The following is a 21,671-nucleotide window of genomic DNA, read 5'->3' on the forward strand; positions in this document are numbered from 1 at the left end:
CGATGCGTCCCCGCGGCACGGCCGTCGTTGCGACCCGTGCCCCTAACAGCGTGTCCCACTGCATGCGCCCTCCACGGCTGCCCATCGGTTTCCCCTGGCGGCGCCGAGAGTGCTCCGGGTTTGACAACGTTGTCAACAGCCTCGTCAGAAACGCCCATCCGGTCGCGCAATCGTGGATTTAAGACGCCGTTTTGTGGTGCGCCGCAACATACGCCCGCGCGTCGTCGATCACGGTATGACGGGGGTTTCGGGGCTTTTTTACCGCCCGCGCTGGCGTGGGCCGCGGACTTGTGACAACGTTGGGCGGTCGTTTGTCGTACCGGTCAAGCCGGATGACTGCGAGACGTGGCGGGCGGTCCCCGCTGCTCTGGGAGGGGAGTCACATGTCGGTTTCCAACGCCAACGCTCAGCCGCGGTATCTGGGCTCGATCGCGATCATCGGCGCGCTGTTCTTCGTGTTCGGTTTCGTCACCTGGCTCAACGGGCCGTTGATCGCCTTCGCCCAGCTCGCCTTCGATCTCGACGAGGTCGGCGCGTTCCTGGTGCCGATGGCCTTCTATCTTTCGTACTTCTTTCTCGCGGTGCCGTCCTCGGCGATCCTGCGCCGCACCGGCATGAAACGCGGCATGGCGCTGGGCCTTTTGGTGATGGCGATCGGCGCGGCTGTGTTCGGCGAGTTCACCACCCAGCGCTGGTACCCCGGCGCGCTCGGCGGATTGTTCGTGATCGGCGCGGGCCTGGCGGTGCTGCAGACCGCGGTCAATCCCTACATCAGCATCCTCGGCCCGATCGAGGGCGCGGCGCAGCGCATCGCGGTGATGGGCATCTGCAACAAGGTCGCCGGCATCCTCGCGCCGATCGTGCTCGGCACGATGGTGCTGCACGGCATGGGCGATCTGGCCGAGCAGGTCAAGGCGGCCGATCCGGCGACCAAGGCGCAGTTGCTCAATACCTTCGCTTCCAGCATCCACGGGCCGTATCTGCTGATGGCCGGGTTGCTGGCGCTGCTCGCGGTCGGCGTGCTGTTTTCGCCGTTGCCCGAGTTGCGCGCGGCCGAGGCCAACCGTTCCGCGTCCGATGGCGGCGGCAGCCTGCTGCGCTACCCGCATCTGTGGCTCGGCGCGCTGTGCATCTTCGTCTACGTCGGCGTGGAGGTGATGGCCGGCGATGCGATCGGCACCTACGGCCACAGCTTCGGATTGCCGCTGGACAAGACCAAGTTCTTCACCTCGCTGACCCTGGGCGGGATGCTGGTCGGCTACGTGGTCGGCCTGATCGTGATTCCGCGCTTCATCTCGCAGGAGCGCTATCTGAGCCTGTCGGCGGTGCTCGGCGTGGTGTTGACGATCGGCGCGTTCGTCACCCACGGCTATGTGTCGGTGGGTTTCGTGGCCGCGCTGGGCTTCGCCAACGCGATGATGTGGCCGGCGATCTTCCCGCTCGGCATCCGCGGGCTGGGCCGGCATACCGAGGTCGGTTCGGCGGTGATGATCATGGGCATCGCCGGCGGCGCGGTGGTTCCGCAGCTGTACGCGGTGCTCAAGCAGCACCTGGATTTCCAGCTGGTGTTCCTGCTGCTGATGGTGCCGTGCTACCTGTACATCCTGTACTTCGCCCAGGCCGGGCATAAGGTCGGCCTGCGCGATCGCCGAGAGGCTTCGGCGGGCGCGGTGGCGGCGTCTTCTTCGAATTGAGGTTGCGTTGGGGGAGAGCAAGAGCAAATCCTCCCCTTATTTTGAAGGGGCGGGTCGTGGTGTTGCCGGCGCTGATCGGCTTTCGGTTGAGCGCCAGTTCACGGCTTCGCCTGGCCTGCGCGAGCACCGCTGCCATGTCCCCTTCCGTCCCTTTAAAAAAGGGCGGCAGGGGGATTTGCTCTTTGCCGCCCCGCTCAAACCCCGATTCCCGTTCAGCCAAAGCCGCGAACGAGCGGTCAACTTTTGACCAAATCGTTTTAAACGCCGGCCCGGTCGCAATCGCCGCTGGTCGCTGCGACTGCGCTTCGGTATCGTGGGCGTAATGAATGCGCCGCCTCCCCACGCCGGCGCGGTCGCGCCTACCGGTGCGCAGACCGCGCGCGCGCTGCGTTACCTCGTCCGTGTGCCCCTGTTGCTGTGGCATGTGCTTATCCACCTGCCGCTGTTGCTGCTGCTCACCTCGCCGCTGACCGCGCAATTGCCGATCGGCGCCGAAACCCTGGAACACCGTTTGATCCGCGCCTGGTCGGCCGGGTTGATGCGGATCTTCGGTTTCCGCCTGCGCCGGGTCGGCACGCCGCTGGCGGGGGCGACCCTGTTCGTGGCCAACCACGTCAGCTGGGTCGACATCGAGATCCTGCACAGCCAGCGGATGATGGGCTTCGTCGCCAAGCGCGAGATCGCCAGCTGGCCGGTGGTCGGCTGGCTGGCCGCGCGCGGCGAGACCATCTTTCATCACCGCGGCAACACCGAATCGCTCGGCGGCGTGCTGCACGAAATGCTCGCGCGCCTGCGCGCGGGCCGCTCGGTCGGCGTGTTTCCCGAGGGCGGCACCCGCGGCGGCGGCGAGATCGGCCCGTTCCACGCGCGCATCTTCCTGGCCGCGGTCGAGGCCGGCGTGCCGGTGCAGCCGGTGGCGCTGCGTTACGGCGAGCACGGCGACGCCCAGGCGGTGGTCGCGTTCCAGGACAAGGAAAGCTTCTTCGCCAATTTCCTGCGCCTGCTCGGCGAACCCGGGCGGTTGGCCGAAGTGCATTTCCTGACCCCGATCGCGCCCGGCGAAGCCGACGGCCGCCGCCGCATCGCCGAACTGGCGCGGCAGCGCATCGTCGAGGCGATGGCGAGCTGAGACCATGCTGACCGCCGCCGACTACGCGCCACCGCGCTGGTTACGCAATGCGCACGTGCAGTCGGCGCTGGGATCCAGCCCGCTGCGCCGGCGGCATGCGGAACGGCGGCTGGCCCAGGTCGGCGCGCACACCCAGCCGCATCTGATCGAAACCGGCGACGGCGTGCGCCTGCACGGCCTGCACAGCGCGATGCCGGGGGTGAAGGCGCGCGGCCTGGTGCTGCTGCTGCACGGCTGGGAAGGCAGCGCCGATTCCAACTACATGCGGCTGACCGCGGCGCGCCTGCTCGAGGGCGGGTTCGAAGTGTTCCGGCTGAATTTCCGCGACCACGGCGACACCCATCACCTCAACGAAGGCCTGTTCCACTCCAACCGCATCGACGAAGTGGTGCAGGCCACCGCCGAGATCGCCCGGCGTTTTCCGCTGCGGCCGTTGTCGGTGGCGGGCTATTCGCTCGGCGGCAATTTCGCCCTGCGGCTGGCGCTGCGCGCGCCGCGGGCGGGCCTGCCGCTGACCCACGTGGCCGCGGTGTGTCCGGTGCTCGATCCGGGCCGGACCATGGCCTCGATGGAGTCCGGATTGCCGCTGTACCTGTGGTACTTCGAGCGCAAGTGGCGCGAATCGCTGTCGCGCAAACGTAAGTTGTTTCCGGGCGTGCACGATTTCGACGACCGCACCCTTGGGCTGAGCATGCGGCCGCTGACCCAGTGGATGGTCGAGCGGCATACCGACTTCGGCACCCTGGAGCGCTATTTCGAAGGCTATTCGGTCGCCGGCCCGCGCCTGGCGCAGGTCGAGGTGCCGGTGAGCATCCTGATGGCGGTCGACGACCCGGTGATCCCGGTGGCGGATTTCAACGATCTGGAATTGCCGGCGCATTCGCGGCTGGAAGTCGCGCCGTGGGGCGGGCATTGCGGGTTTCTGGAGAACGCGCATCTGGATGGGTTCGCCGAGCGCTGGATCGCGGATCGGATGGAGTCGCTGGCGTCGGGGTGATGCCGCGGCGGGATCTCGGCGCGGTCCGGCGCTGGCCGACAGGGCCGCGTGTATCTTGTCGCCAACCGCCCGCGCCCAGGCGCAAGCATGCACGCCATGCACAGGCAGGGCGACGGGTTCGATGGTCCGTTCAGTCGTGGGGAACACACCGATATGCGAATCGATGCTCCGAAGTGCCTGCTGTCGGCAGGTCTGGCGACGATGCTCGCGAGCGCGGCGGTCGCCGCCGCGGAGCTTCCGCAAACGCCGGCCGAACGCGCCAAGCTCTACGCCGACGCGGTGGCGCAGGCGCAGCAGCGCTACGCCGAGTCGGTGCGGGCGCAGCCGCTGCTGAAGCCGCAGTCGCGGCCCTGCGACGTGTTGCTGGCGGCGACGATGCCGTCCGAGCTCACCCAATGGAGCTGGAGCGGCGCGTGCAAGAACGGCGCGGCGGAAGGCACCGGCATCGCGGACGTGTATTTCGACGGCAAACACAAATGGCGCTATGTCGGCGCGATGTCGGCGGGCGAACGCAGCGGCGCCGGCGAGATGCTCAGCGCGTCGGGCTATCGGGTCAAAGGCGAGTACGCCAAGGACGAGTTGAACGGCCAGGCCTATGTGGTCGACGTCGATTGGCAGACGGTCGGGACCATCACCTATGTCGACGGCACCCGCGAAGGCCCCGCCTGGTACGCCAGCGGCGACGGCAGCGGCTCGCAAGGGCGGCATCGCGACGGCATCCAGGTCGACGGCGTGCGGTATCCGTACGAGGGCGGCGTCGAAAAAGTCGGCAAGTGAGGCGCCGTCGCCCAGGCGCTATCGGCTGAGGCAGGTCGCGCATTTCAGCGCCGGTCCGGGGAGTCGATACAACCGTCCCGCCAGGCCAGGAGTGCCGTGCCGCGCGCCTTGGCGCCGAAGCCGGAAAAGGCGCAAATCCGCGCGCGCGCCTACAATCGCCCCTCTTATCCCCGCGCGAAGCACTTCTCATGTACGAATCCATCCTCGATGCCCTGCGCCGCGGCGCGGCGGCTCAGGCGCTGAGCGCCGCCGAACAGGCGGTGGCGGCCGACCCGCAAGACGCGACCGCGCACCGCCTGCATGCGGCCGCGCTGCGCTTGAGCGGCGATCGCGACGGCGCCGTCGCCGCGCTCGACCGCGCCATCGGCATCACCCCGGAAGACGCCCAGCTGTACCTGGAACGCGCCGGCGCCCAGCTCGACGGCCGCCAGCTCGACGAGGCCCAGGCCTCGCTCGCGCGCGCGATCGGGCTCGATCCGAACCAGTTCCCGGCCTACATCATGAAAGCCCAGCTCGCGATCGTGCGCGGCGATCTGGACGAGGCCGAGCGCCTGGGCCGCACCGCCGCGCGGATCGCGCCGGAGCACCCGCAGGTCAGCACCATCGAAGGCGTGCTCGCGCTGCGCCGCGGCGACGCCGACCGCGCCCTGGCGGTGCTCAGCCATGCCTCGACCCTGGCCCCGGACGACCCGCAGGTGCTGCACGGCCTGGGCTTCGCCTACCTGGCCAAAGGCCACCTCGCGTTCGCCGAGCAGGCCTTTACCACCCTGGCCGAGCGCCATCCCGAACAACCGACCCTGCAGTTGTTGATCGCCGACCTGCTGCGCCTGCAGCAGCGCTTCGGCGATGCCGCCGACCGCATCGCCGATCTGGCCCAGCGCGACGATGCCGGCTTCGGCGTCAAGCGTTGGGCAGGTGAACTCGAGCTCGACGCCGGCCGTCCCGAACGCGCGCTGCCGCTGCTGCGCGCCGCGTTCGATCAACATCCCTACGACCCGCGCACGCTCAACGCGATCATCGCCGCCTGGCGCGGCCTGGACGACGCCGACGGCGCGCGCGAAGCGCTTGAAGGCGCGCTCGCGCAACACCCGCAAGCCGCCGACCTGTGGCGCGCGCGGCTGGTGCTGGAGCCGTTCGGCGACGCCGCCGCGCTGGCCGTGATCGATCGCTGGCAGCAGGCGATGCCCGGCCATGTCGCCGCGCTGGAAGCGCGCGCGGCCGTCCACGACCAGAGCGGCGAACACGAACAGGCCGTCGCCATCGCCCACCGCATCGTCGAACTCAGCCCGGGCGACGTGCGCGCCGAGATGCGCATCGTCCAGGACCTGGCCGAGCGCGACCCCGACGCCGCCGCCGAGCGCATCGAGCGCCTGATCGGCATGGCGGTGGACCCGCAGGTCAAGCGCGAACTGCGGCAGATGCTCGGCCGCAGCCTCGACTTGGCCGACCAGCCCGAGGCCGCCGCGGCGACCTGGGCCGAACTTCACGCCGAAGTCGTCGATCAGCGCCTGCCGTTCAACACCGTCAGCAAGCGCGGTGGCGGCGAATGGCCGGCGCTGGCGCCGGTCGCCGACGGCACCCGCGGCATCCTGCTGCTGTGGGGCGCGCCGGGTTCGCGGGTCGAACGTATCGGCCAAGTGCTCGGCGCGGTCGGCGCGCCGCTGCTGGTCGACCGCTTCGGCGGACAGCCGCCGAGCGATCCGCTGCAACGCTACGGCTCGGTCGACGAACTGCTCAGCGGCGCATTGGACCCGGCGTTCCTGGTCAAGATGTACCGCGCGGCGCTGCCCGCGCGCGGCGTCGGCGACGGCCCGGTGTTCGACTGGCTGCTGTGGTGGGACAACGCCTTGCTGCGCGCGATGCGTCCGTATTTGTCCGAGGCGCTGCTGCTGATCGCGGTGCGCGACCCGCGCGACATGCTGCTGGACTGGCTGGCCTACGGCAGCCCGACCCCGTACGCGCTGCCCTCGCCCGAACAGGGCGCGCGCTGGCTGGCGCAGACCCTGGAGCAGGTCGCCGACCTGCACGAGGGCGATCTGTTCCCGCACAAGCTGGTCAAGCTGGACGAAACCGGCGACGAGCCGACCGCGATCGCTCAGGTTCTGGCCGACGCGCTGCGCGTGCAGGTGTCGCTGCCCAACGGCCTGAGCCTGCCGCAGCGTCTGCCCGACGGCCGTTGGCGCCAGTACGCCGAGCCGCTGGCCGAGGCGTTCGCGCTGCTGGCCCCGGTCGCGCGTCGCCTCGGCTATCCGCATAGCTGAGCGCGTTGCGGCCGCATCGCTGCAACACAGCGGTGCGGCCCATCGCGATCCGCGGCCACACGCGAATGCGATGCTCGCAGCCCGGGCCGATCCGCGAACCGCCCGGACTGGTTTAACCGGACCCGTTACCGGACCCGCTAACCGGACCCGATCCGCACCCATCGAAGGACTCTCCCGATGCGCATCCACAGCACCAGCTTCCAGCACCGCCAGCGCCTGCCGGCCGAGTTCGCCGCCGGCCAGGCCACCGCCGACGGCTTCGGCTTCGCGCCCAACCGCAATCCGCATCTGGCCTGGGACGAGGTCCCCGAGGGCACGCGTTCGTTCGTACTGCTGTGCATCGACCCGGACGTGCCGACCGTGCCCGAACTGGTCGGCCGCGCCGACGTGCAGATTCCCGAACATCAAGTGCGCGCCGACTTCATCCACTGGGTGGTCGCCGACATCGCCGCCGACGTGCGCGAGATCGCCGCGGGCAGCTGCAGCGACGGCGTCACCGCGCACGGCAAGCGTGATCCGGCCGGGCCGCAAGGCGCGCGCCAGGGCATCAACGATTACACCGGCTGGTTCGCCGGCGACCCGGACATGGCCGGCGACTGGTACGGCTACGACGGCCCGTTCCCGCCGCCCAACGACCTGCGCCTGCACCGCTATTTCTTCCGCATCTTCGCCCTGGATGTCGAGCGCCTGCCGCTGGACGCGCGCTTCACCGCCGCCGACGCGCTGCATGCGATGCACGGCCACGTGCTCGGCGAGGCGACGATCTACGGCACCTATTCGCTCAACCCCTCGGTCAAGGGCTGAGCGCATGAGCGCGAACCGCGTCGCCATCGTCACCGGCGCCAGCCGCGGCATCGGCGCGGCGATCGCGCGCGAGTTGTCGGCGCAGGGCTTGTCGCTGGTGCTGACCGCGCGTTCGCGCGCCGAACTCGACACGCTGGCCGCGCAATTGCCGCGGCCGGCGTTGGCGATCGACGCCGACCTGTCCGAGCCGGCCGCCGCCGCGCGCATCGTCGAGGCCACGCTGGCGCATTACGGCCGACTCGATGCCGTGGTCAACAATGCCGGCGCGACCCCGCGCGGCGATTTTCTCGGCTTTTCCGACGCCGACTGGGACGCGGGTTTCGCGCTCAAGTTCTTCGGCGCGATGCGCCTGTGCCGCGCGGCGTGGCCGGCATTGGTCGCCAGCGGCGGCGCGATCGTCAACATCGCCGGCATCGGCGGACGCACCGGCAACGCCGAGTTCGCGATCGGCGGTTCGGTCAACGCCGCGCTGTTGAATCTGACCAAGGCGCTGGCCGATCGCGGCGTCGCCGACGGCGTGCGGGTCAACGCGGTCAATCCCAGTTCGATCGCGACCGAGCGCACCCAGGTGCGGATCGACGCGATCGCCCGCGAGCGCGACCTCGACCCCGCCCAGGCCGCGCGGGAACTCGCGCGCAAACTCGGCGTGGCGCGTTTCGGCGAACCGGCCGAAATCGCCCGGGTGGTGGCGTTCCTCGTCTCCGACGCGGCCAGTTACATGCAGGGCGCGATCGTCGATGTCGACGGCGGCCAGACCCGCACCCTGTAAACGCCGCCGCGCCCATCCGCCCGCGCGCGCGTGCCGGCCCGATGAGGCGCTGGATTAGAATCGACGCCATCGACGAGGAACCGGCGCAATGGACGACAACCAGAACCCTTACCACGCGCCGCAGGCGCAAGTGCGCCGGGCCGATCGCGCCGCCCAGTTGGTCACCGCCAGCCGCGGTCAGCGTTTCGTCCACTACCTGATCGACAGCCTGGCCTGCTACGCGATCATGTTCGCGGCGATGCTGGTCTACGTCGACATCGGCGGCGAGGCCGTGGTGACCGCGATGCAGGAGCCCAACCCGCTGCGCAACGTGCTGATCAGCGTGACGATGATCCTGGTGTACTACGTGCCGATGGAAGGCATGTTCGGAGTCACCCTGGGCAAGTTGGTCACCGGCACCCGCGTGGTCGACGAACAGGGCCGCCCGCCGAGCTGGGGCCAGGTGCTCGGCCGCACCTTCGCCCGGCTGATCCCGTTCGAAGCGTTCTCGCTGCTGTTCTCGCGCGACGACCGCGTTTCCGGCTGGCACGATCGCCTGCCCAAGACCCTGGTTGTGCGCAGCCGCTGAGCGGTGTGTGCCACCGCGTGTCGGTGGCGGCATGCAGCCGGTCCGATGGCCGCCAAAGCCCCTTCGACGCCGCCGGTTTTGCGGGTATAACGCTGGCTGCATGGACCGGTGCGCGGCTGTTCGCCGAGCGGCTTCGCGTCGGACCGCAGGTCGGGCCGGCCCCTGAGCGCCGGTTCGATGGCCGATCCATCCGACCCGCGAAAACCGAACGCGTAAACGACCCGCGTACAGCAAGGAGAGCGACGCTTGAACGACAGCCACAATCCCTACCAAGTGGTCCCGCGCAGCGTCGATCCGTACGCGGCGCCCGCCTCGTCGCTCGTCCATGAGGTCGAACTCGAGCCGGCCGGGCGCGGCCTGCGCTTTCTCAACTACCTCATCGATTCGCTCGCGTTCGGTTTCGTTTTTGGCCTCGTGCTGGGCGTGCTCGGCGCGGTGCCGCGCGATCCGATCGCCTTTGTGTTCCTCAACATGGGCGCGACCTTGGTGTACTACACGATCATGGAAGGCGCGTTCGGCGTCACCTTGGGCAAGCTCGCCACCGGCACCCGCGTGGTCGACGAGAACGGCGATCCGCCCACCGCGGGCCAGGCCATGATCCGCTCGCTGTGCCGTTTCATTCCGTTCGAACCGTTTTCGCTGCTGTTCTCCGGCGAACGCCGCACCGGCTGGCACGACAGCCTGGCCGGGACGTCGGTGGTCAAGAAAATCTGATCGTTGCGTTCGATCCGCCACGAGAGCCCGCATGCTGGACAATCCCTATCGCGCGCCGCACTCGGCGGTGGTCGATGCCGTCGCCCCAACCGAGCTGGTCCCGGCGGAACGCTGGCGCAGGCTGCTGACTTTCGTGGTCGACTATTTTTTGATCAACCTGATCATCACGTCGATCGAGTACGCACTGAGGTTGTGGCTGCCGTCGCCCGGACAAGTGATCGTCAACAGCCCGGCCGCGTACACGCTGGTGATGCTGTTCGTGAGCGCGTCGATCTACTACATCCCGCAGGAAGGCCTGTGGGGCGTGACCGTCGGCAAAGTGCTGACCGGAACCCAGGTGGTCGACGAACACGGCAACCCGCCGGGTTGGCGCAAGGCGATCAAGCGCACCGTGGGCCGGTTCATTCCGTTCGATGCCCTGGCGGTGCTGCTGACCGCCAAGCGCCGTGGTTTCCACGACGCCTGGCCGAATACCTACGTGGTGCGTCGTCGCTGAGGACTTGAGCGACGACTTGCGCGATAAGGCGCGGTGATGCGCCTTCGCGCGCGGGCTCAGTGGCTCGGCGGCGGCACCATCTCGCTCTCGACCACCATATCCAGCACATACGCCACCGACGACGCGTCGGCCGGCGGATTCTTGATCTGGAACTTCTTCACCCGCACGACGTTGCGTATGCCGGCCTCGTGCTTGTAGCCCTCGATGTCCTGGTACAGGAAATGCCATTCGTCGCTGGGCTTGAGCGCCACGCCGTTGGCGTCGTAGCTGCGCTCGCGCACCCACAGGCATTGGTGATCGCGCATCAACGGATGCGGGCAGGCGCGACGCTGCGCATCGACTTCCAGGAACACGGTCGCGCCGGCGCCGCCGTAGCGGGTTTCCGCGGTCGCTTCGCCGCTGAGGTTCAAGGTGCCGCCGGAGGCGGTGGTCAGGCGCAGACGCGGCCGCGGCGCGTCGCCTTCGATCGCGAACGTGTTGCGGCCTTGCAGCTGTTGCGAGATCGCCGCGTCCATCTGCATCAGGCGCGGGTCCTGGCAGGCCATCAGCGTGGTCTGGAATTCTTTCACCTCCAGCTGCGCGCCCTTGACCGCGTACTGCGCGCCGACGTGATTGCAGCCGCCCGACACGCCCAGGCGATCCTTGACGAAGCTCAGGGTCAGCGCGTACTTGCCTTCGCGCTGCAGCACGGCGATCGGCTTGCCGGCCTTGTCGGTCGCGGTCTCCACGGTCCAGCGGTAGCCGCCCAGGTCGATCGAGCCGTTGGAAGCGGGGGCGGCGGGCGCGGCCGGATTGCTGGGCATGGCGCTGTCCTTGGTGTTGGCATCGCGGTTGTGCGACGGCGCGGCGCAGGCGGCGAGCAGCGCGGTCGAGAGAACGGCGGCGGCCCACAGGGCGGCCGGACGACGAGGGGAAAGGCGCGAAGTAGTCATGAGCGAGGATGATCCGTGCTGCGTTGCGAAGACTGGATCAACGTACCGGAACGCGCGATGGGGTCATTGATGGGTCGGGCGCATTCAGCCGCGAGCCAGCACGAAATTGAACTGCGATGCGGCGCGCGTCTTTGCCTCGACGCGGGTCACGGCTCGCGCGGTTTGGCGAATTTCTGCGCCAGCTCGCGCTGCGCGCGTTCCAGATCCAGGCCCGCATCGGGGCCCGGCTCGGCCGCTGCGTCGTCGTCTTCGCCGTCGAACTCGCCCTCGTCGGCGAGTACATCGTCCAGATGCGCGAGCAACTGCGCGACATCGACCGCCGCGCTGTGCATGCGCTCGTTCGGAAACACGCCCACCACCACGCCGGCCTCGCTCATCGACGCGGCGGCGCGATCGCGCCACGCGCTCAATTCGCGCTCGGCCGGCGCGTAGGCCTGCAACTGCGGCGCGCGCACCAGGCAGGCGCGCGCGGTCGCCGCCGACGGCCACGTCGGCAACAATTCCTGGCCGTCTTCGTCGAACAAGGTCAGCACGAACTCGCCCGACACCGCGACCCAGAACTTGCCGGTGCGCGCGACCGATTCCAGGAACGCGGCATAGCGCTCGGCGCCGGACAACTGCACGTAGTCGAGCAACTGCTGTTCGGCGAGACGGTCTTGTTCGTTCATCGATACGGTTCCGATACGGAGATGAAAGGCGTCGCGCTCAGCTGCCCGACGGCATCAGCAGCAACAGCGCCGCGCCGAACGCGACGCGGTACACCGCGAAGGCGGTGAAACGATGGCTCTGGATATACCGCAACAGCCACTTCACCGCGATGAAGGCGGTCACCGCCGAGGCGACGAAGGCCACCGCCAACGCGCTCCAGTCCTCGCTGGCCGCGGCCGGCGTGCCGAGCACGTGCATCAGCTCGTAGCCGCTGGCCGCGAACATGGTCGGGATGCCGACCAGGAACGCGAATTCGGTCGCCGCCGCGCGGCTGGTGGTGCCGGCGAGCAGGGCGATGAAGATCGTCGCGGCCGAACGCGAGGTGCCCGGAAACACCCCGGCCACGACCTGGGCGATGCCGACCAGCGCCGCCACGGTCCAGGTGATCTCGCTGCGCTCGCCCAACGCGGCGGCGCGCTTGGCGGCGAAATGCTCGGCCGCGACCATCCACACACCGCCCAGCACCAGCGCCCAGGCGATCGGGGTGACGTGGTCGGGCAAGGTGAAGCCGGCCTTCTTGACCGCGATGCCGAGCACCGCGGTGAGGCCGAAGGCCAGGCAGAGCTTGAGCAGGTAGTCGAGGTTGTCGCGCTGGGTGAAACCGGTCGCCAGCCCCCACAGGCGCTTCCAGTAGATCACCACCACCGCGAGGATCGCGCCGGCCTGGATCGAGATGTTGAACAGGTCCGAGCGGGCGCCGAGCCAGTGCTGGGCGATCAGCAGGTGGCCGGTGCTGGAGATCGGCAGGAATTCGGTGATGCCTTCGATGATGCCCAGGAGCAGGGCGGCTAGCAGGTCGGTCATGGGGGCCGGGATTCGAGATTCGGGAGTCGGGATTCGCCAATGCGAGGGGCGAGTCGGCGGGCAGGATAGCTGAAACGCCATTGATCCAAATTGGTGCTAATCGAGTTCATGGCGCACCAATTTGGCTCATTGCTGCGCCGCGTCAAGATTTAGTTCTATATAAATCATGTGCTTGGAGCATATGGAAACTTGGCACGCCGTTTGCATCCTGTAACGGCAGGCGGCTTCAAAGCCCTCGCGTCGCACGAATCTCCAATCCCAAATCCCCAATCTCGGATCCCATCCATGTCTCTCGAACACGTCGAAAAGCTCGTCAAGGACCACAAGGTCGAATTCATCGATCTGCGTTTCACCGACATGCGTGGCGTCCAGCACCACGTGACCTTCCCCAAGTCGATCGTCGAGCCGGCGCTGTTCGAAGACGGCAAGATGTTCGACGGCTCCTCGATCAGCGGCTGGAAGGGCATCAACGAGTCGGACATGATCCTGCTGCCCGACCCGTCGACCGCGTACCTGGACCCGTTCACCGCCGATCCGACGATCGTGCTGACCTGCGACATCCTCGACCCGGCCACCATGCAGGCCTACACGCGCGATCCGCGCGGCGTCGCCAAGCGCGCCGAGGCCTACCTCAAGTCCAGCGGTGTCGCCGACCAGGCCTTCTTCGGTCCGGAGCCCGAATTCTTCATCTTCGACTCGGTGCGCTACGCCAATGACATGGGCCACACCTTCTTCCATGTCGATTCGGAAGAAGCCGCGTGGAACTCGGGCAAGGAATACGAAGGCGGCAACAGCGGCTACCGTCCGGGCGTGAAGGGCGGCTATTTCCCGGTCGCCCCGCTCGACTCGCTGCACGACATCCGCGCCGAGATGTGCAAGACGCTGGAGCAGGTCGGCATCGAAGTCGAAGTGCACCACCACGAAGTCGCCAACGCCGGCCAGTGCGAGATCGGCACCAAGTTCAACTCGCTGGTCGCCAAGGCCGACGAGCTGTTGACGATGAAGTACATCATCAAGAACGTCGCCCACCGCAACGGCAAGACCGCGACCTTCATGCCCAAGCCGATCGTCGGCGACAACGGCAGCGGCATGCACGTGCACCAGTCGCTGGCCAAGGGCGGGGTCAACCTGTTCTCCGGCGACGGTTACGGCGGCCTGTCGCAGATGGCGCTGTGGTACATCGGCGGCGTGTTCAAGCACGCGCGCGCGATCAACGCGTTCACCAACGCGGGCACCAACAGCTACAAGCGTCTGGTCCCGGGCTTCGAAGCGCCGGTGATGCTGGCCTACTCGGCGCGCAACCGTTCGGCGAGCTGCCGCATTCCGTACGTGGCCAACCCGAAGGCGCGCCGCATCGAAATGCGCTTCCCCGATCCGATCCAGTCGGGTTACCTGACCTTCGCCGCGCTGATGATGGCCGGCCTGGACGGCATCAAGAACCAGATCGATCCGGGCGCGCCGAGCGACAAGGACCTGTACGACCTGCCGCCGGAAGAAGAGAAGGGCATTCCGACCGTCTGCCATTCGCTCGACCAGGCGCTGGAAGCGCTCGACAAGGACCGCGAGTTCCTCAAGGCCGGCGGCGTGTTCACCGACGACTTCATCGACGGCTACATCGCGCTGAAGATGCAGGAGGTGACCAAGTTCCGCGCGGCGACTCATCCGCTCGAATATCAGCTGTACTACGCGATCTGACGCCATGAACCGCTTCGCCTTTCCGCCACCCGCCCGCATGCCCGATCGCCCGCGCCGCTTCGATGCGGCGCGGCGGGACATCACGCGGCGGCGCGAGACGGCGATGCGCGACATGCGATGAAACAGCACACGGCCCGGGGCTAACGCTCCGGGCCGTGTCGCTTCCAGGGACGAAAAACTCCAACCACGGGCGACGCCACGCGCCCATCCGCACGACGACGCGCTTCGGCCGCCGTCGCGGGATCGTGTTTGCCTGAAAAACCCACGACACAAAACGCAAAGCGCTTCAGCGACGCAGGCAACAAGTCAAAACACAGTCGAAACAAGCACCACACACCGCGCGAACCAGGAACGCGACCCAAGCCAAATAGAGCCCAAGCCGTTCCGACACGCTCGAACACCGCAACGTCGATCACGCAGGAGGAAAAACCCAAGACGCAGGCGCGGACCGCAGAGTCCGACCGCGCGTCCAGCTCCGGTTCCGGACCACGCACGAATCGCAGCGCAACACCGCAGCAATGACCGGGGAGGGGCCACCGCTTATGAGGAGCCTGCGTCATGTCGTCTCATCTCAAGACTGAATACGCTTATGCCGTCGCCAAGGCGACCACGGGCGTCAATGCCGAATCCGTTGGCGCGAACTCCGCTGGCCTGACCGTCATCGGTCTCAAGGGCGCGCTCGTCGCCGCGCTCGCGCTGTCCGCGATCGCGGCCGGCAACGCGCAAGCCGGCACCACCGGTTCGATCAGCCTGACTTCGGACTACCTCTTCCGCGGGGTCTCGCAGACCAATCAGGAACCCGCCTTGCAGGGCGGCATCGAATACGCGCACGACAGCGGTTTCTACGTCGGCGCCTGGGGCAGCAACGTGAGCTGGTTGTCGGACACGGTGGTGATCGGCGACGACATCTCCAACAGTCTGGAACTCGACGCCTATCTGGGCTATCGCGGCAAGGCCGGCGAAATCTTCTCGTACGACCTCGGCGTGCTGACCTACTACTACCCCGGCGACTACCCCGGCGGCTTCAACAGCCCGAACACCACCGAGATCTACCTGGGCGGCACGCTCGCGCCCAGTGACACGGTGTCGATCGGCTTGAAGTATTCGTACGCGGTCACCGACTTGTTCGGTTACGCCGACTCCGACGGCAGCGGCTACCTCGACGCCAACCTCAACTGGACCTTCCAGCCGACCTGGACGCTCAACCTGCACGGCGGCAAGCAGTGGATCGAGCACAACGAGGATTTCGAATACACCGACTGGAAGCTCGGCGTGACCAAGACCTTCGAGAGCGGGTTCTCGATCGCGGCCGCCTACAGCAGCACCGACGCCGAAGAAGCGCTGTACACCAACGCCCACAACAACTTCCTGGCCGACGACGCCTTCACCTTGACGGTGAGCAAAGCGTTCTGACCGCGCCCGCTCCCAGACCGCATTCACCCATCACGAACCACGGAGCTGCGAGATGAAACTGATCATTGCGATCATCCGCCCGTTCAAGCTCGACGAGGTGCGCGAGGCGCTGACCGAAGTCGGCGTCTCGGGCATCACCGTCACCGAAGTCAAAGGCTTCGGCCGCCAGAAGGGCCACACCGAGCTGTACCGCGGCGCCGAATACGTCGTCGATTTCCTGCCCAAGCTGAAGATCGAATGCGCCGTGCCCGACAGCCTGCTCGACGCGGCGCTGGAAGCGATCCAGAACGCCGCGCGCACCGGCAAGGTCGGCGACGGAAAGATCATCGTCCTGCCGGTCGAGAACACGGTGCGCATCCGCACCGGCGAACTCGACGACGACGCCCTTTGACTCCACGCCTGCGAGAGACGACATGAAATACGAAACGATGCTCGACCCCCGCTCGCGCGAGCGGGCGTTGCGAACCCTGGCCTGGAGCGCGCTACCGATCGCCGCGTTGCTGGCGCTGGGCCCGGCGCACGCGCAGGACGCCGCGGCCGCCGCCGAAGCGGCCAAGCCGGTCGTCGACAAGGGCGACGTGGCCTGGATGCTGACCTCGACCTTGCTGGTGCTGTTGATGACGGTGCCCGGCCTGGCCTTGTTCTACGGCGGCCTGGTGCGCTCCAAGAACGTGCTGTCGGTGCTGATGCAGGTGCTGGCGGTGTTCTCGCTGATCGTGCTGCTGTGGGTGACCTACGGTTATTCGCTGGCGTTCAATGGCGGCAATGCGTTCATCGGCAATCTCGACAAGCTGTTTCTCAAGGGCGTGAACAAGGAATCGCTGGCGGCGACGTTCACCGCCGGCGTGTCGCTGCCTGAGTACGTGTTCATCGCGTTCCAGTCGACCTTCGCCGGCATCACCGGCGCGCTGATCGTCGGCGCCTTCGCCGAACGCATCAAGTTCTCGGCGGTGCTGCTGTTCTCGGCGATCTGGTTCACCTTCGCCTATCTGCCGATCGCGCACATGGTCTGGTACGGGCCGGACGGCTATCTGTTCGCCAAGGGCGCGATCGATTTCGCCGGCGGCACGGTGGTGCATATCAATGCCGGTGTCGCCGGCCTGGTCGGCGCGTACTTCGTCGGCAAGCGCGTGGGTTACGGACGCGAGGCGATCAAGCCGCACAACGTCACCTTCACCATGATCGGCGCGTCGCTGCTGTGGGTGGGCTGGTTCGGCTTCAACGCCGGCTCCAACCTGGAAGCGACCGCGGGTGCGGCTTTGGCCTTCCTCAACACCTTGTTGGCGACCGCGGCCGCGGCGTTGGCCTGGAGCCTGGTCGAGAAGGTGATCAAGGGTAAGCCGTCGATGCTCGGCGGCGCCTCGGGCGTGGTCGCCGGCCTGGTCGCGATCACCCCGGCCTGCGGCACGGTCGGTCCGTTCGGCGCGATCGCGATCGGCGCGATCGCCGGCGCGGTGTGCGTGTGGGGCGTGCATGGCCTCAAGCGTCTGTTGCGCGCGGACGATGCGCTCGACGTGTTCGGCGTGCATGGCCTGGGCGGCATCATCGGCGCGCTGTTGACCGGTGTGTTCAGTTCGCCGTCGCTGGGCGGCTTCGGCCTGGGCGCGGGCAACGACACGATCGCCGCGCAGCTCGGCGTGCAGGCGCTCGGCGTCGGCATCACCGTGGTCTGGTCCGGCGTGGTCTCGGTGATCGCGTTCGCGCTGGTGAAGCTGGTGGTCGGCCTGCGCGTGCCGGAGGAAGCCGAACGCGAAGGTCTGGACATCACCACGCATGGCGAAACCGCGTACGAAAATTGATCGCAGCGGTATCGATCAACCGTGATGCTTCAAAGCCCCTCTCCCGCGTGCGGGAGAGGGGTTGGGGTGAAGGAATACACGGCGTGATGACGACGCAGCGCGATCGCGTACTGCCTTCACCAACCCTCTCAATTCTTCGCTCACTGCGGTCACCGCAAACAGGACAGAGCTTCTACTGCCGCGATATATCAGCGACGCGGCTGCTCAATCCATCGCATCGAACCGCAACTCGCCGTCATAACCGCAACTGAGCAGCCGCCCGTGCGCGAGTTCGATTGCATCGGTGGCGAAGTTCGCATGCCGGCGCTCGGCCAACGCCCCGTCATGTTCGAGCGACCATACCCGCACACGCCCATCCTCACCGCAGCTGACCAATCGCCCGTCGTCCAGCCAGCGGACCCGGCGCACCGCCGCGTCGTGCGCCAGCCAGTCGCGGACCGAGACGAAGCGATCGCCATGCAGCTCGAACAACCGCACCCGCCCATCAATGTCGCCGATAGCGATGCAATGCGACGCGGTCGAGCCGGCCGATGCCGGACCGAGTCGTGCATCTACACTGCGCAACGGCGCCGTTGCGCCCCACACCTCGAGGCAGCTTCGCGAGCGCGCATCCCACAACCGCAGCTCGCCATCTTCCGACGCGCTGAGCAGGCGATGCGCATCGAGTTTGCACAACGACCACACCCAGCCGCGATGCCCACGCAACTCGCCGGAAGATTCGCCATGCCGCGACCACAACACGATCCGCGCATCGGCGCCGCCGCTGGCGAGCTGCCCGTCGTCGAGCCTGAGCAGCGACAACACCGCAGCCTCGTGCGCGACGACTTCGCGAACGCACTCGCCGCTGCGCAGATCCCACCAGCGCAGGCAGCGATCGCGCGACACCGAAGCCAACCGATCGCCATCCAGTTCGCACACGCCGAGCACCGACTGCCGATGACCCAGCAGTCGCGCCAACAGCGCGCCCTCGGCCGACCACACCCGGATCGCCGCATCGCGCCCGCTGCTGACGATGCGTCCGTCATGCAGTCGCGCCAGGCTCCACACATAACCGTCGTGCCCCGGCGCGAATGCGGCCGATGTCGCGACCGGCGCCGGCGTCTCGCGCCGGTACAACAGATCGCTGCGCAGGATGTGCTTGACCCCGCGCGTCACCGCTTCGCCGGCATGCCACAGCGCGTGATCGAACACGATCAGCAGGCCGGCGCGCGGGCGTACTCGCGCGACGACAGGCGGCGCGTCGTCGATGCCGCCTTGCGGCCCTTGCGCATGGAACACGGTGTCGCCGCCGTCGAAGGCATCGCCATCGGTGAGATAAATCATGAACGTCAGACGTGTGCGCTCATCGGCGCCGCGATGGTGCACGCCGTCCTGATGGATGTTGAAGCGCTGGCCCGGCCGATAGCGGCACAGGCGCAGGCGCTCGTTGAGCGCGTGCAGACGCCAGCCCGCGCCGTCGGCGTCGACCAGCCGCTCGGGCGCGTAATCGCGCAGGCGTTCGAACAGACGTCGCGCGAGCGCGTCGTCGTCGAGCACCTGGCGATCGTTGTTGCGGTAGGACGGCGGGTAATCGCTGCCGGCGCCGACGAAGCCGCGCGCCTCGGCGGCGTCGATCAGGGCCGCGCATTCCTCGCCCCTGAGAAAGCCGTGGACCAGCAGGCAATGGCCCATGGCCGCGGGCAGCGGATGCTCGGTGCGTAGTCTGGCGGGCGCGGTAGCGGCCTCACCGACATGCTGATTGTCTTGCTGATTGTCTCGCTGATTATCTTGGGCAGACAAAGGCCTGCCCGCCCGCGAGGGCTGGAGCGGTAGGACTGCGGCGTTCATGACTGGACTCGATAAGGCGGCGAACCAACGGGTTCGCCCGGCCGCGGCGATGCGCTCGCCGCCGACCTTACTCCGGGTCGCGGCGGCCGTCGAGGGTGAGGCGCGACCCAGGCGCATCGATGCAGGCGAAAACGAATTGCAATCGCAAACCGCATTTCGCTCGGCGCGGTGTCGAATGCCTTGATCGAACGCCGCGCGCGATTGCCGCGCCACTATCGGTTGCATCGACCATCGCAAGCGCGATCGCGGTCCACGCGTTTCACATCCACCGTCGCAGTTACTTTTGCGGCGACACAACTCCGATGCGCGCCGCGAGCGATGCAGACCGCGAGTGCGCGCATACGAAAGTGGTGGAGTCAATGCACACACTTACTAAAACGAAGTGCAATCCATGACCCGCATCAACGAATCGCTTGTGACGAATAACGGTTTATCCGTTGTCGAATAAATATTCCCGTCTAGGCTGCGTAACGCGGACATAGCGCTGTCCGCCGACACGTCCGGACGCACTCGCGCAAGACAGTCATTCAGCTCTATCGCGAGATGGGGACCAGGACGGTTCCGCCGCATTCCGCGGCCAATGCAACCTCACGGGAGTTTCGCAATGTCTTCGCAACTCAAGCCTCGCCTGCACCTGCTCGCGCTCGCCACTGTCGCCGTTCTCGCCGCCGCGCCGGCGTTCGCCGCCGACCGCGTCAATCTCACCAGCCTCGATCCGGATCGGCCGGTCGCAGGTTTCATCGTCGCCTACAAGTCGGGCACGCCCAAGAGTCTGGATCTGCAGCGTCAGCTCGATACCGCCGTGCGCACGCTCGGCCATAAGGACCTGACCATCAAGCACGTACGCCAGGTCGCGACCGGCGGCGAACTGATCGAAGTCAATCGCCCGCTCGACGTGGTCGCCGCGACCACGCTGATGCAACAGATCGCGTCCAACCCGGACGTGGAATACATCGAGCCCAATTCGTGGTTCACCGTCGCGTTGACGCCGAACGATCCCAGCTATCCCTCGCAGTACGGCCTGGGCGGCACCTGGGGCATTCGCGCCAACACCGCCTGGGACAACACCTATCAGGGCCAGGGCAAGATCATCGGGGTGCTCGACACCGGCATCACCAACCATCCCGATCTCGCGGCCAATCTGACCTCGCCGCTCGGCTACGACTTCATCAGCAACGTCACCGCCGCCGCCGACGGCAACGGCCGCGACAGCGACCCGACCGATCCGGGCGACTTCTGCAGCCCGAATCCGTCGAGCTGGCACGGCACCCACGTGACCGGCATCGCCGCGGCGGTGACCAACAACGCGGTCGGCGTCGCCGGCACCGCGTTCAAGGCCAAGGTGCTGAGCGTGCGCGTGCTCGGCAAGTGCGGCGGCAGCCTGGCCGACATCGCCGACGGCATCACCTGGGCCTCGGGCGGCACGGTCAGCGGCGTGCCGGCGGTCGGCGCGAACAAGGCCACCGTCATCAACATGAGCCTGGGCGGCGGCGGCGCGTGCAGCTCGACCTTCCAGAGCGCGATCAACGGCGCGGTGTCGCGCGGCGTGACCGTGGTGGTGGCGGCCGGCAACAGCAACGCCAATGCGGCCAACTTCCAGCCGGCCAGCTGCGCCAACGTGATCAACGTCGCCGCCACCACCTCGGCCGGCGTGCGCGCGAGCTTCTCCAACTGGGGCGCGTCGGTGGACGTGGCCGCGCCGGGCCAGAGCATCCTGTCGACGCTCAACAGCGGCAGCACCACGCCCGGGTCGCCGAGCTATGCGAACTACAGCGGCACCTCGATGGCGGCGCCGTTCGTGGCCGGCATCGTCGCGCTGATGCAGTCCAAGCCCGGTGTCGATCTGACCCCGGCGCAGGTCGAGGCGACGATCAAGGCCGCGGCCAACGTGACCGCGTTCCCGTCGGTGCAGAACCCGGTGATCGGCTCGGGCATCGCGAACGCGGACAAGGCGACCGACGCCACGCCGTAAGTCGGTCCGAGGTTGCAATCGCACTGGAGAACCCCGGCCGCGGCCGGGGTTCTCTTTTGTGTCGCGTGTAGTGCGCCTGTTGCCGCGAGATGCGCCGCGCGGCGATATCGCGCCCGCGTATCCGTCAGATGCTCGCGCAATCCCTTGATGCATTGCGCAATCGTTCCCGTGAAAATCCATCCGATGCGAAGACGGTGACGATGTCTCGTCACGCCTGTCGATGCCCGACTTTCGTCGCAGACAGCAGTGCTCAGCACGAGCCTGAACGCTTTGCACGCGCATGAATGCGCATGAACGCGCACCGCGCGTGAT

General features: G+C 67.5%; 19 protein-coding genes. 15 read left to right on the forward strand and 4 right to left on the reverse strand.

Annotation, left to right across the window (positions count from 1 at the left end; all coding sequences use genetic code 11):
• The first annotated feature begins 383 nt into the window (after positions 1 to 383).
• The 10 genes from AC3A4T_RS16650 (at position 384) to AC3A4T_RS16695 (ending at position 10,209) form a co-directional block, all read left to right on the forward strand.
• Positions 384 to 1,694 carry a sugar MFS transporter gene (locus tag AC3A4T_RS16650; RefSeq protein WP_487676383.1) on the forward strand — a complete coding sequence of 437 codons (1,311 nt, stop codon included), beginning with the start codon at positions 384 to 386 and terminating at the stop codon, positions 1,692 to 1,694.
• 322 nt (positions 1,695 to 2,016) lie between these two features.
• Entirely contained in the window at positions 2,017 to 2,823 is an 807-nt protein-coding gene (locus AC3A4T_RS16655; RefSeq protein WP_082124645.1) for a lysophospholipid acyltransferase family protein, read from the forward strand.
• A 7-nt stretch (positions 2,824 to 2,830) separates the two neighbouring features.
• Entirely contained in the window at positions 2,831 to 3,820 is a 990-nt protein-coding gene (locus AC3A4T_RS16660; protein ID WP_487676572.1) for a YheT family hydrolase, read from the forward strand.
• A 153-nt stretch (positions 3,821 to 3,973) separates the two neighbouring features.
• Positions 3,974 to 4,597: a hypothetical protein gene (locus tag AC3A4T_RS16665; protein ID WP_487676384.1), complete on the forward strand. Its 624-nt coding sequence runs from the start codon at positions 3,974 to 3,976 to the stop codon at positions 4,595 to 4,597.
• Positions 4,598 to 4,785: 188 nt separating this feature from the next.
• Positions 4,786 to 6,858, forward strand: coding sequence for a tetratricopeptide repeat protein (locus AC3A4T_RS16670; RefSeq protein ID WP_487676385.1), 2,073 nt, complete (start codon positions 4,786 to 4,788; stop codon positions 6,856 to 6,858).
• Between the two features lie 177 nt (positions 6,859 to 7,035).
• Positions 7,036 to 7,662, forward strand: coding sequence for a YbhB/YbcL family Raf kinase inhibitor-like protein (locus tag AC3A4T_RS16675; RefSeq protein ID WP_487676386.1), 627 nt, complete (start codon positions 7,036 to 7,038; stop codon positions 7,660 to 7,662).
• 4 nt (positions 7,663 to 7,666) lie between these two features.
• A complete protein-coding gene (locus tag AC3A4T_RS16680; protein ID WP_487676387.1) occupies positions 7,667 to 8,431 on the forward strand; it encodes an SDR family oxidoreductase in 765 nt (254 codons plus the stop codon).
• An 88-nt stretch (positions 8,432 to 8,519) separates the two neighbouring features.
• The gene (locus AC3A4T_RS16685) at positions 8,520 to 8,999 is read left to right on the forward strand and encodes an RDD family protein (RefSeq protein ID WP_487676388.1); all 480 of its coding nucleotides are present in this window, start codon (positions 8,520 to 8,522) and stop codon (positions 8,997 to 8,999) included.
• A 246-nt stretch (positions 9,000 to 9,245) separates the two neighbouring features.
• On the forward strand, positions 9,246 to 9,713 hold the full coding sequence (locus tag AC3A4T_RS16690; RefSeq protein WP_487676389.1) for an RDD family protein: 468 nt from the start codon (positions 9,246 to 9,248) through the stop codon (positions 9,711 to 9,713).
• 31 nt (positions 9,714 to 9,744) lie between these two features.
• Positions 9,745 to 10,209: an RDD family protein gene (locus AC3A4T_RS16695; RefSeq protein ID WP_487676390.1), complete on the forward strand. Its 465-nt coding sequence runs from the start codon at positions 9,745 to 9,747 to the stop codon at positions 10,207 to 10,209.
• 56 nt (positions 10,210 to 10,265) lie between these two features.
• On the opposite strand, the gene AC3A4T_RS16700 is transcribed toward AC3A4T_RS16695, so the two are convergent.
• From AC3A4T_RS16700 to AC3A4T_RS16710, 3 genes are all read right to left on the reverse strand, one after another.
• Positions 10,266 to 11,141, reverse strand: a complete 876-nt coding sequence (locus tag AC3A4T_RS16700) for a DUF4377 domain-containing protein (protein WP_487676391.1) — start codon at positions 11,139 to 11,141, stop codon at positions 10,266 to 10,268.
• 146 nt (positions 11,142 to 11,287) lie between these two features.
• Entirely contained in the window at positions 11,288 to 11,809 is a 522-nt protein-coding gene (locus tag AC3A4T_RS16705; protein ID WP_487676392.1) for a DUF2750 domain-containing protein, read from the reverse strand.
• Between the two features lie 37 nt (positions 11,810 to 11,846).
• Entirely contained in the window at positions 11,847 to 12,653 is an 807-nt protein-coding gene (locus tag AC3A4T_RS16710; protein ID WP_487676393.1) for an undecaprenyl-diphosphate phosphatase, read from the reverse strand.
• Positions 12,654 to 12,938: 285 nt separating this feature from the next.
• Between AC3A4T_RS16710 and glnA the strand changes: the two genes are divergently transcribed.
• The 4 genes from glnA (at position 12,939) to AC3A4T_RS16730 (ending at position 17,560) form a co-directional block, all read left to right on the forward strand.
• Positions 12,939 to 14,348 carry a type I glutamate--ammonia ligase gene (glnA, locus tag AC3A4T_RS16715; RefSeq protein WP_487676394.1) on the forward strand — a complete coding sequence of 470 codons (1,410 nt, stop codon included), beginning with the start codon at positions 12,939 to 12,941 and terminating at the stop codon, positions 14,346 to 14,348.
• Between the two features lie 558 nt (positions 14,349 to 14,906).
• A complete protein-coding gene (locus AC3A4T_RS16720) occupies positions 14,907 to 15,761 on the forward strand; it encodes a TorF family putative porin (RefSeq protein ID WP_487676395.1) in 855 nt (284 codons plus the stop codon).
• Positions 15,762 to 15,813: 52 nt separating this feature from the next.
• On the forward strand, positions 15,814 to 16,152 hold the full coding sequence (locus AC3A4T_RS16725) for a P-II family nitrogen regulator (protein ID WP_036113360.1): 339 nt from the start codon (positions 15,814 to 15,816) through the stop codon (positions 16,150 to 16,152).
• A gap of 37 nt (positions 16,153 to 16,189) precedes the next feature.
• A complete protein-coding gene (locus tag AC3A4T_RS16730) occupies positions 16,190 to 17,560 on the forward strand; it encodes an ammonium transporter (RefSeq protein WP_304438431.1) in 1,371 nt (456 codons plus the stop codon).
• A 204-nt stretch (positions 17,561 to 17,764) separates the two neighbouring features.
• Here the strand turns inward: AC3A4T_RS16730 and AC3A4T_RS16735 are convergent, their stop codons facing one another.
• Positions 17,765 to 19,339: a 2OG-Fe(II) oxygenase gene (locus tag AC3A4T_RS16735; protein WP_487676396.1), complete on the reverse strand. Its 1,575-nt coding sequence runs from the start codon at positions 19,337 to 19,339 to the stop codon at positions 17,765 to 17,767.
• Positions 19,340 to 19,991: 652 nt separating this feature from the next.
• On the opposite strand from AC3A4T_RS16735, the gene AC3A4T_RS16740 reads away from it, so the two are divergent.
• The gene (locus AC3A4T_RS16740) at positions 19,992 to 21,359 is read left to right on the forward strand and encodes a S8 family peptidase (RefSeq protein ID WP_487676397.1); all 1,368 of its coding nucleotides are present in this window, start codon (positions 19,992 to 19,994) and stop codon (positions 21,357 to 21,359) included.
• Positions 21,360 to 21,671 lie beyond the last annotated feature (312 nt).

The sequence above is a fragment of the Lysobacter sp. Soil_N_51 genome (assembly GCF_057655755.1).

Excerpts from the sequence above, each read along its gene's own strand:
- AC3A4T_RS16720 (WP_487676395.1), top strand. The coding sequence starts at position 14,907 with ATGTCGTCTCATCTCAAGACTGAATACGCTTATGCCGTCGCCAAGGCG.
- AC3A4T_RS16740 (WP_487676397.1), top strand. The coding sequence starts at position 19,992 with ATGTCTTCGCAACTCAAGCCTCGCCTGCACCTGCTCGCGCTCGCCACT.
- AC3A4T_RS16695 (WP_487676390.1), top strand. The coding sequence starts at position 9,745 with ATGCTGGACAATCCCTATCGCGCGCCGCACTCGGCGGTGGTCGATGCC.
- AC3A4T_RS16650 (WP_487676383.1), top strand. The coding sequence starts at position 384 with ATGTCGGTTTCCAACGCCAACGCTCAGCCGCGGTATCTGGGCTCGATC.
- AC3A4T_RS16710 (WP_487676393.1), bottom strand. The coding sequence starts at position 12,653 with ATGACCGACCTGCTAGCCGCCCTGCTCCTGGGCATCATCGAAGGCATC.
- AC3A4T_RS16685 (WP_487676388.1), top strand. The coding sequence starts at position 8,520 with ATGGACGACAACCAGAACCCTTACCACGCGCCGCAGGCGCAAGTGCGC.
- AC3A4T_RS16665 (WP_487676384.1), top strand. The coding sequence starts at position 3,974 with ATGCGAATCGATGCTCCGAAGTGCCTGCTGTCGGCAGGTCTGGCGACG.
- AC3A4T_RS16680 (WP_487676387.1), top strand. The coding sequence starts at position 7,667 with ATGAGCGCGAACCGCGTCGCCATCGTCACCGGCGCCAGCCGCGGCATC.
- AC3A4T_RS16730 (WP_304438431.1), top strand. The coding sequence starts at position 16,190 with ATGCTCGACCCCCGCTCGCGCGAGCGGGCGTTGCGAACCCTGGCCTGG.
- AC3A4T_RS16655 (WP_082124645.1), top strand. The coding sequence starts at position 2,017 with ATGAATGCGCCGCCTCCCCACGCCGGCGCGGTCGCGCCTACCGGTGCG.
- AC3A4T_RS16675 (WP_487676386.1), top strand. The coding sequence starts at position 7,036 with ATGCGCATCCACAGCACCAGCTTCCAGCACCGCCAGCGCCTGCCGGCC.
- AC3A4T_RS16700 (WP_487676391.1), bottom strand. The coding sequence starts at position 11,141 with ATGACTACTTCGCGCCTTTCCCCTCGTCGTCCGGCCGCCCTGTGGGCC.
- AC3A4T_RS16705 (WP_487676392.1), bottom strand. The coding sequence starts at position 11,809 with ATGAACGAACAAGACCGTCTCGCCGAACAGCAGTTGCTCGACTACGTG.
- AC3A4T_RS16670 (WP_487676385.1), top strand. The coding sequence starts at position 4,786 with ATGTACGAATCCATCCTCGATGCCCTGCGCCGCGGCGCGGCGGCTCAG.
- glnA (WP_487676394.1), top strand. The coding sequence starts at position 12,939 with ATGTCTCTCGAACACGTCGAAAAGCTCGTCAAGGACCACAAGGTCGAA.
- AC3A4T_RS16725 (WP_036113360.1), top strand. The coding sequence starts at position 15,814 with ATGAAACTGATCATTGCGATCATCCGCCCGTTCAAGCTCGACGAGGTG.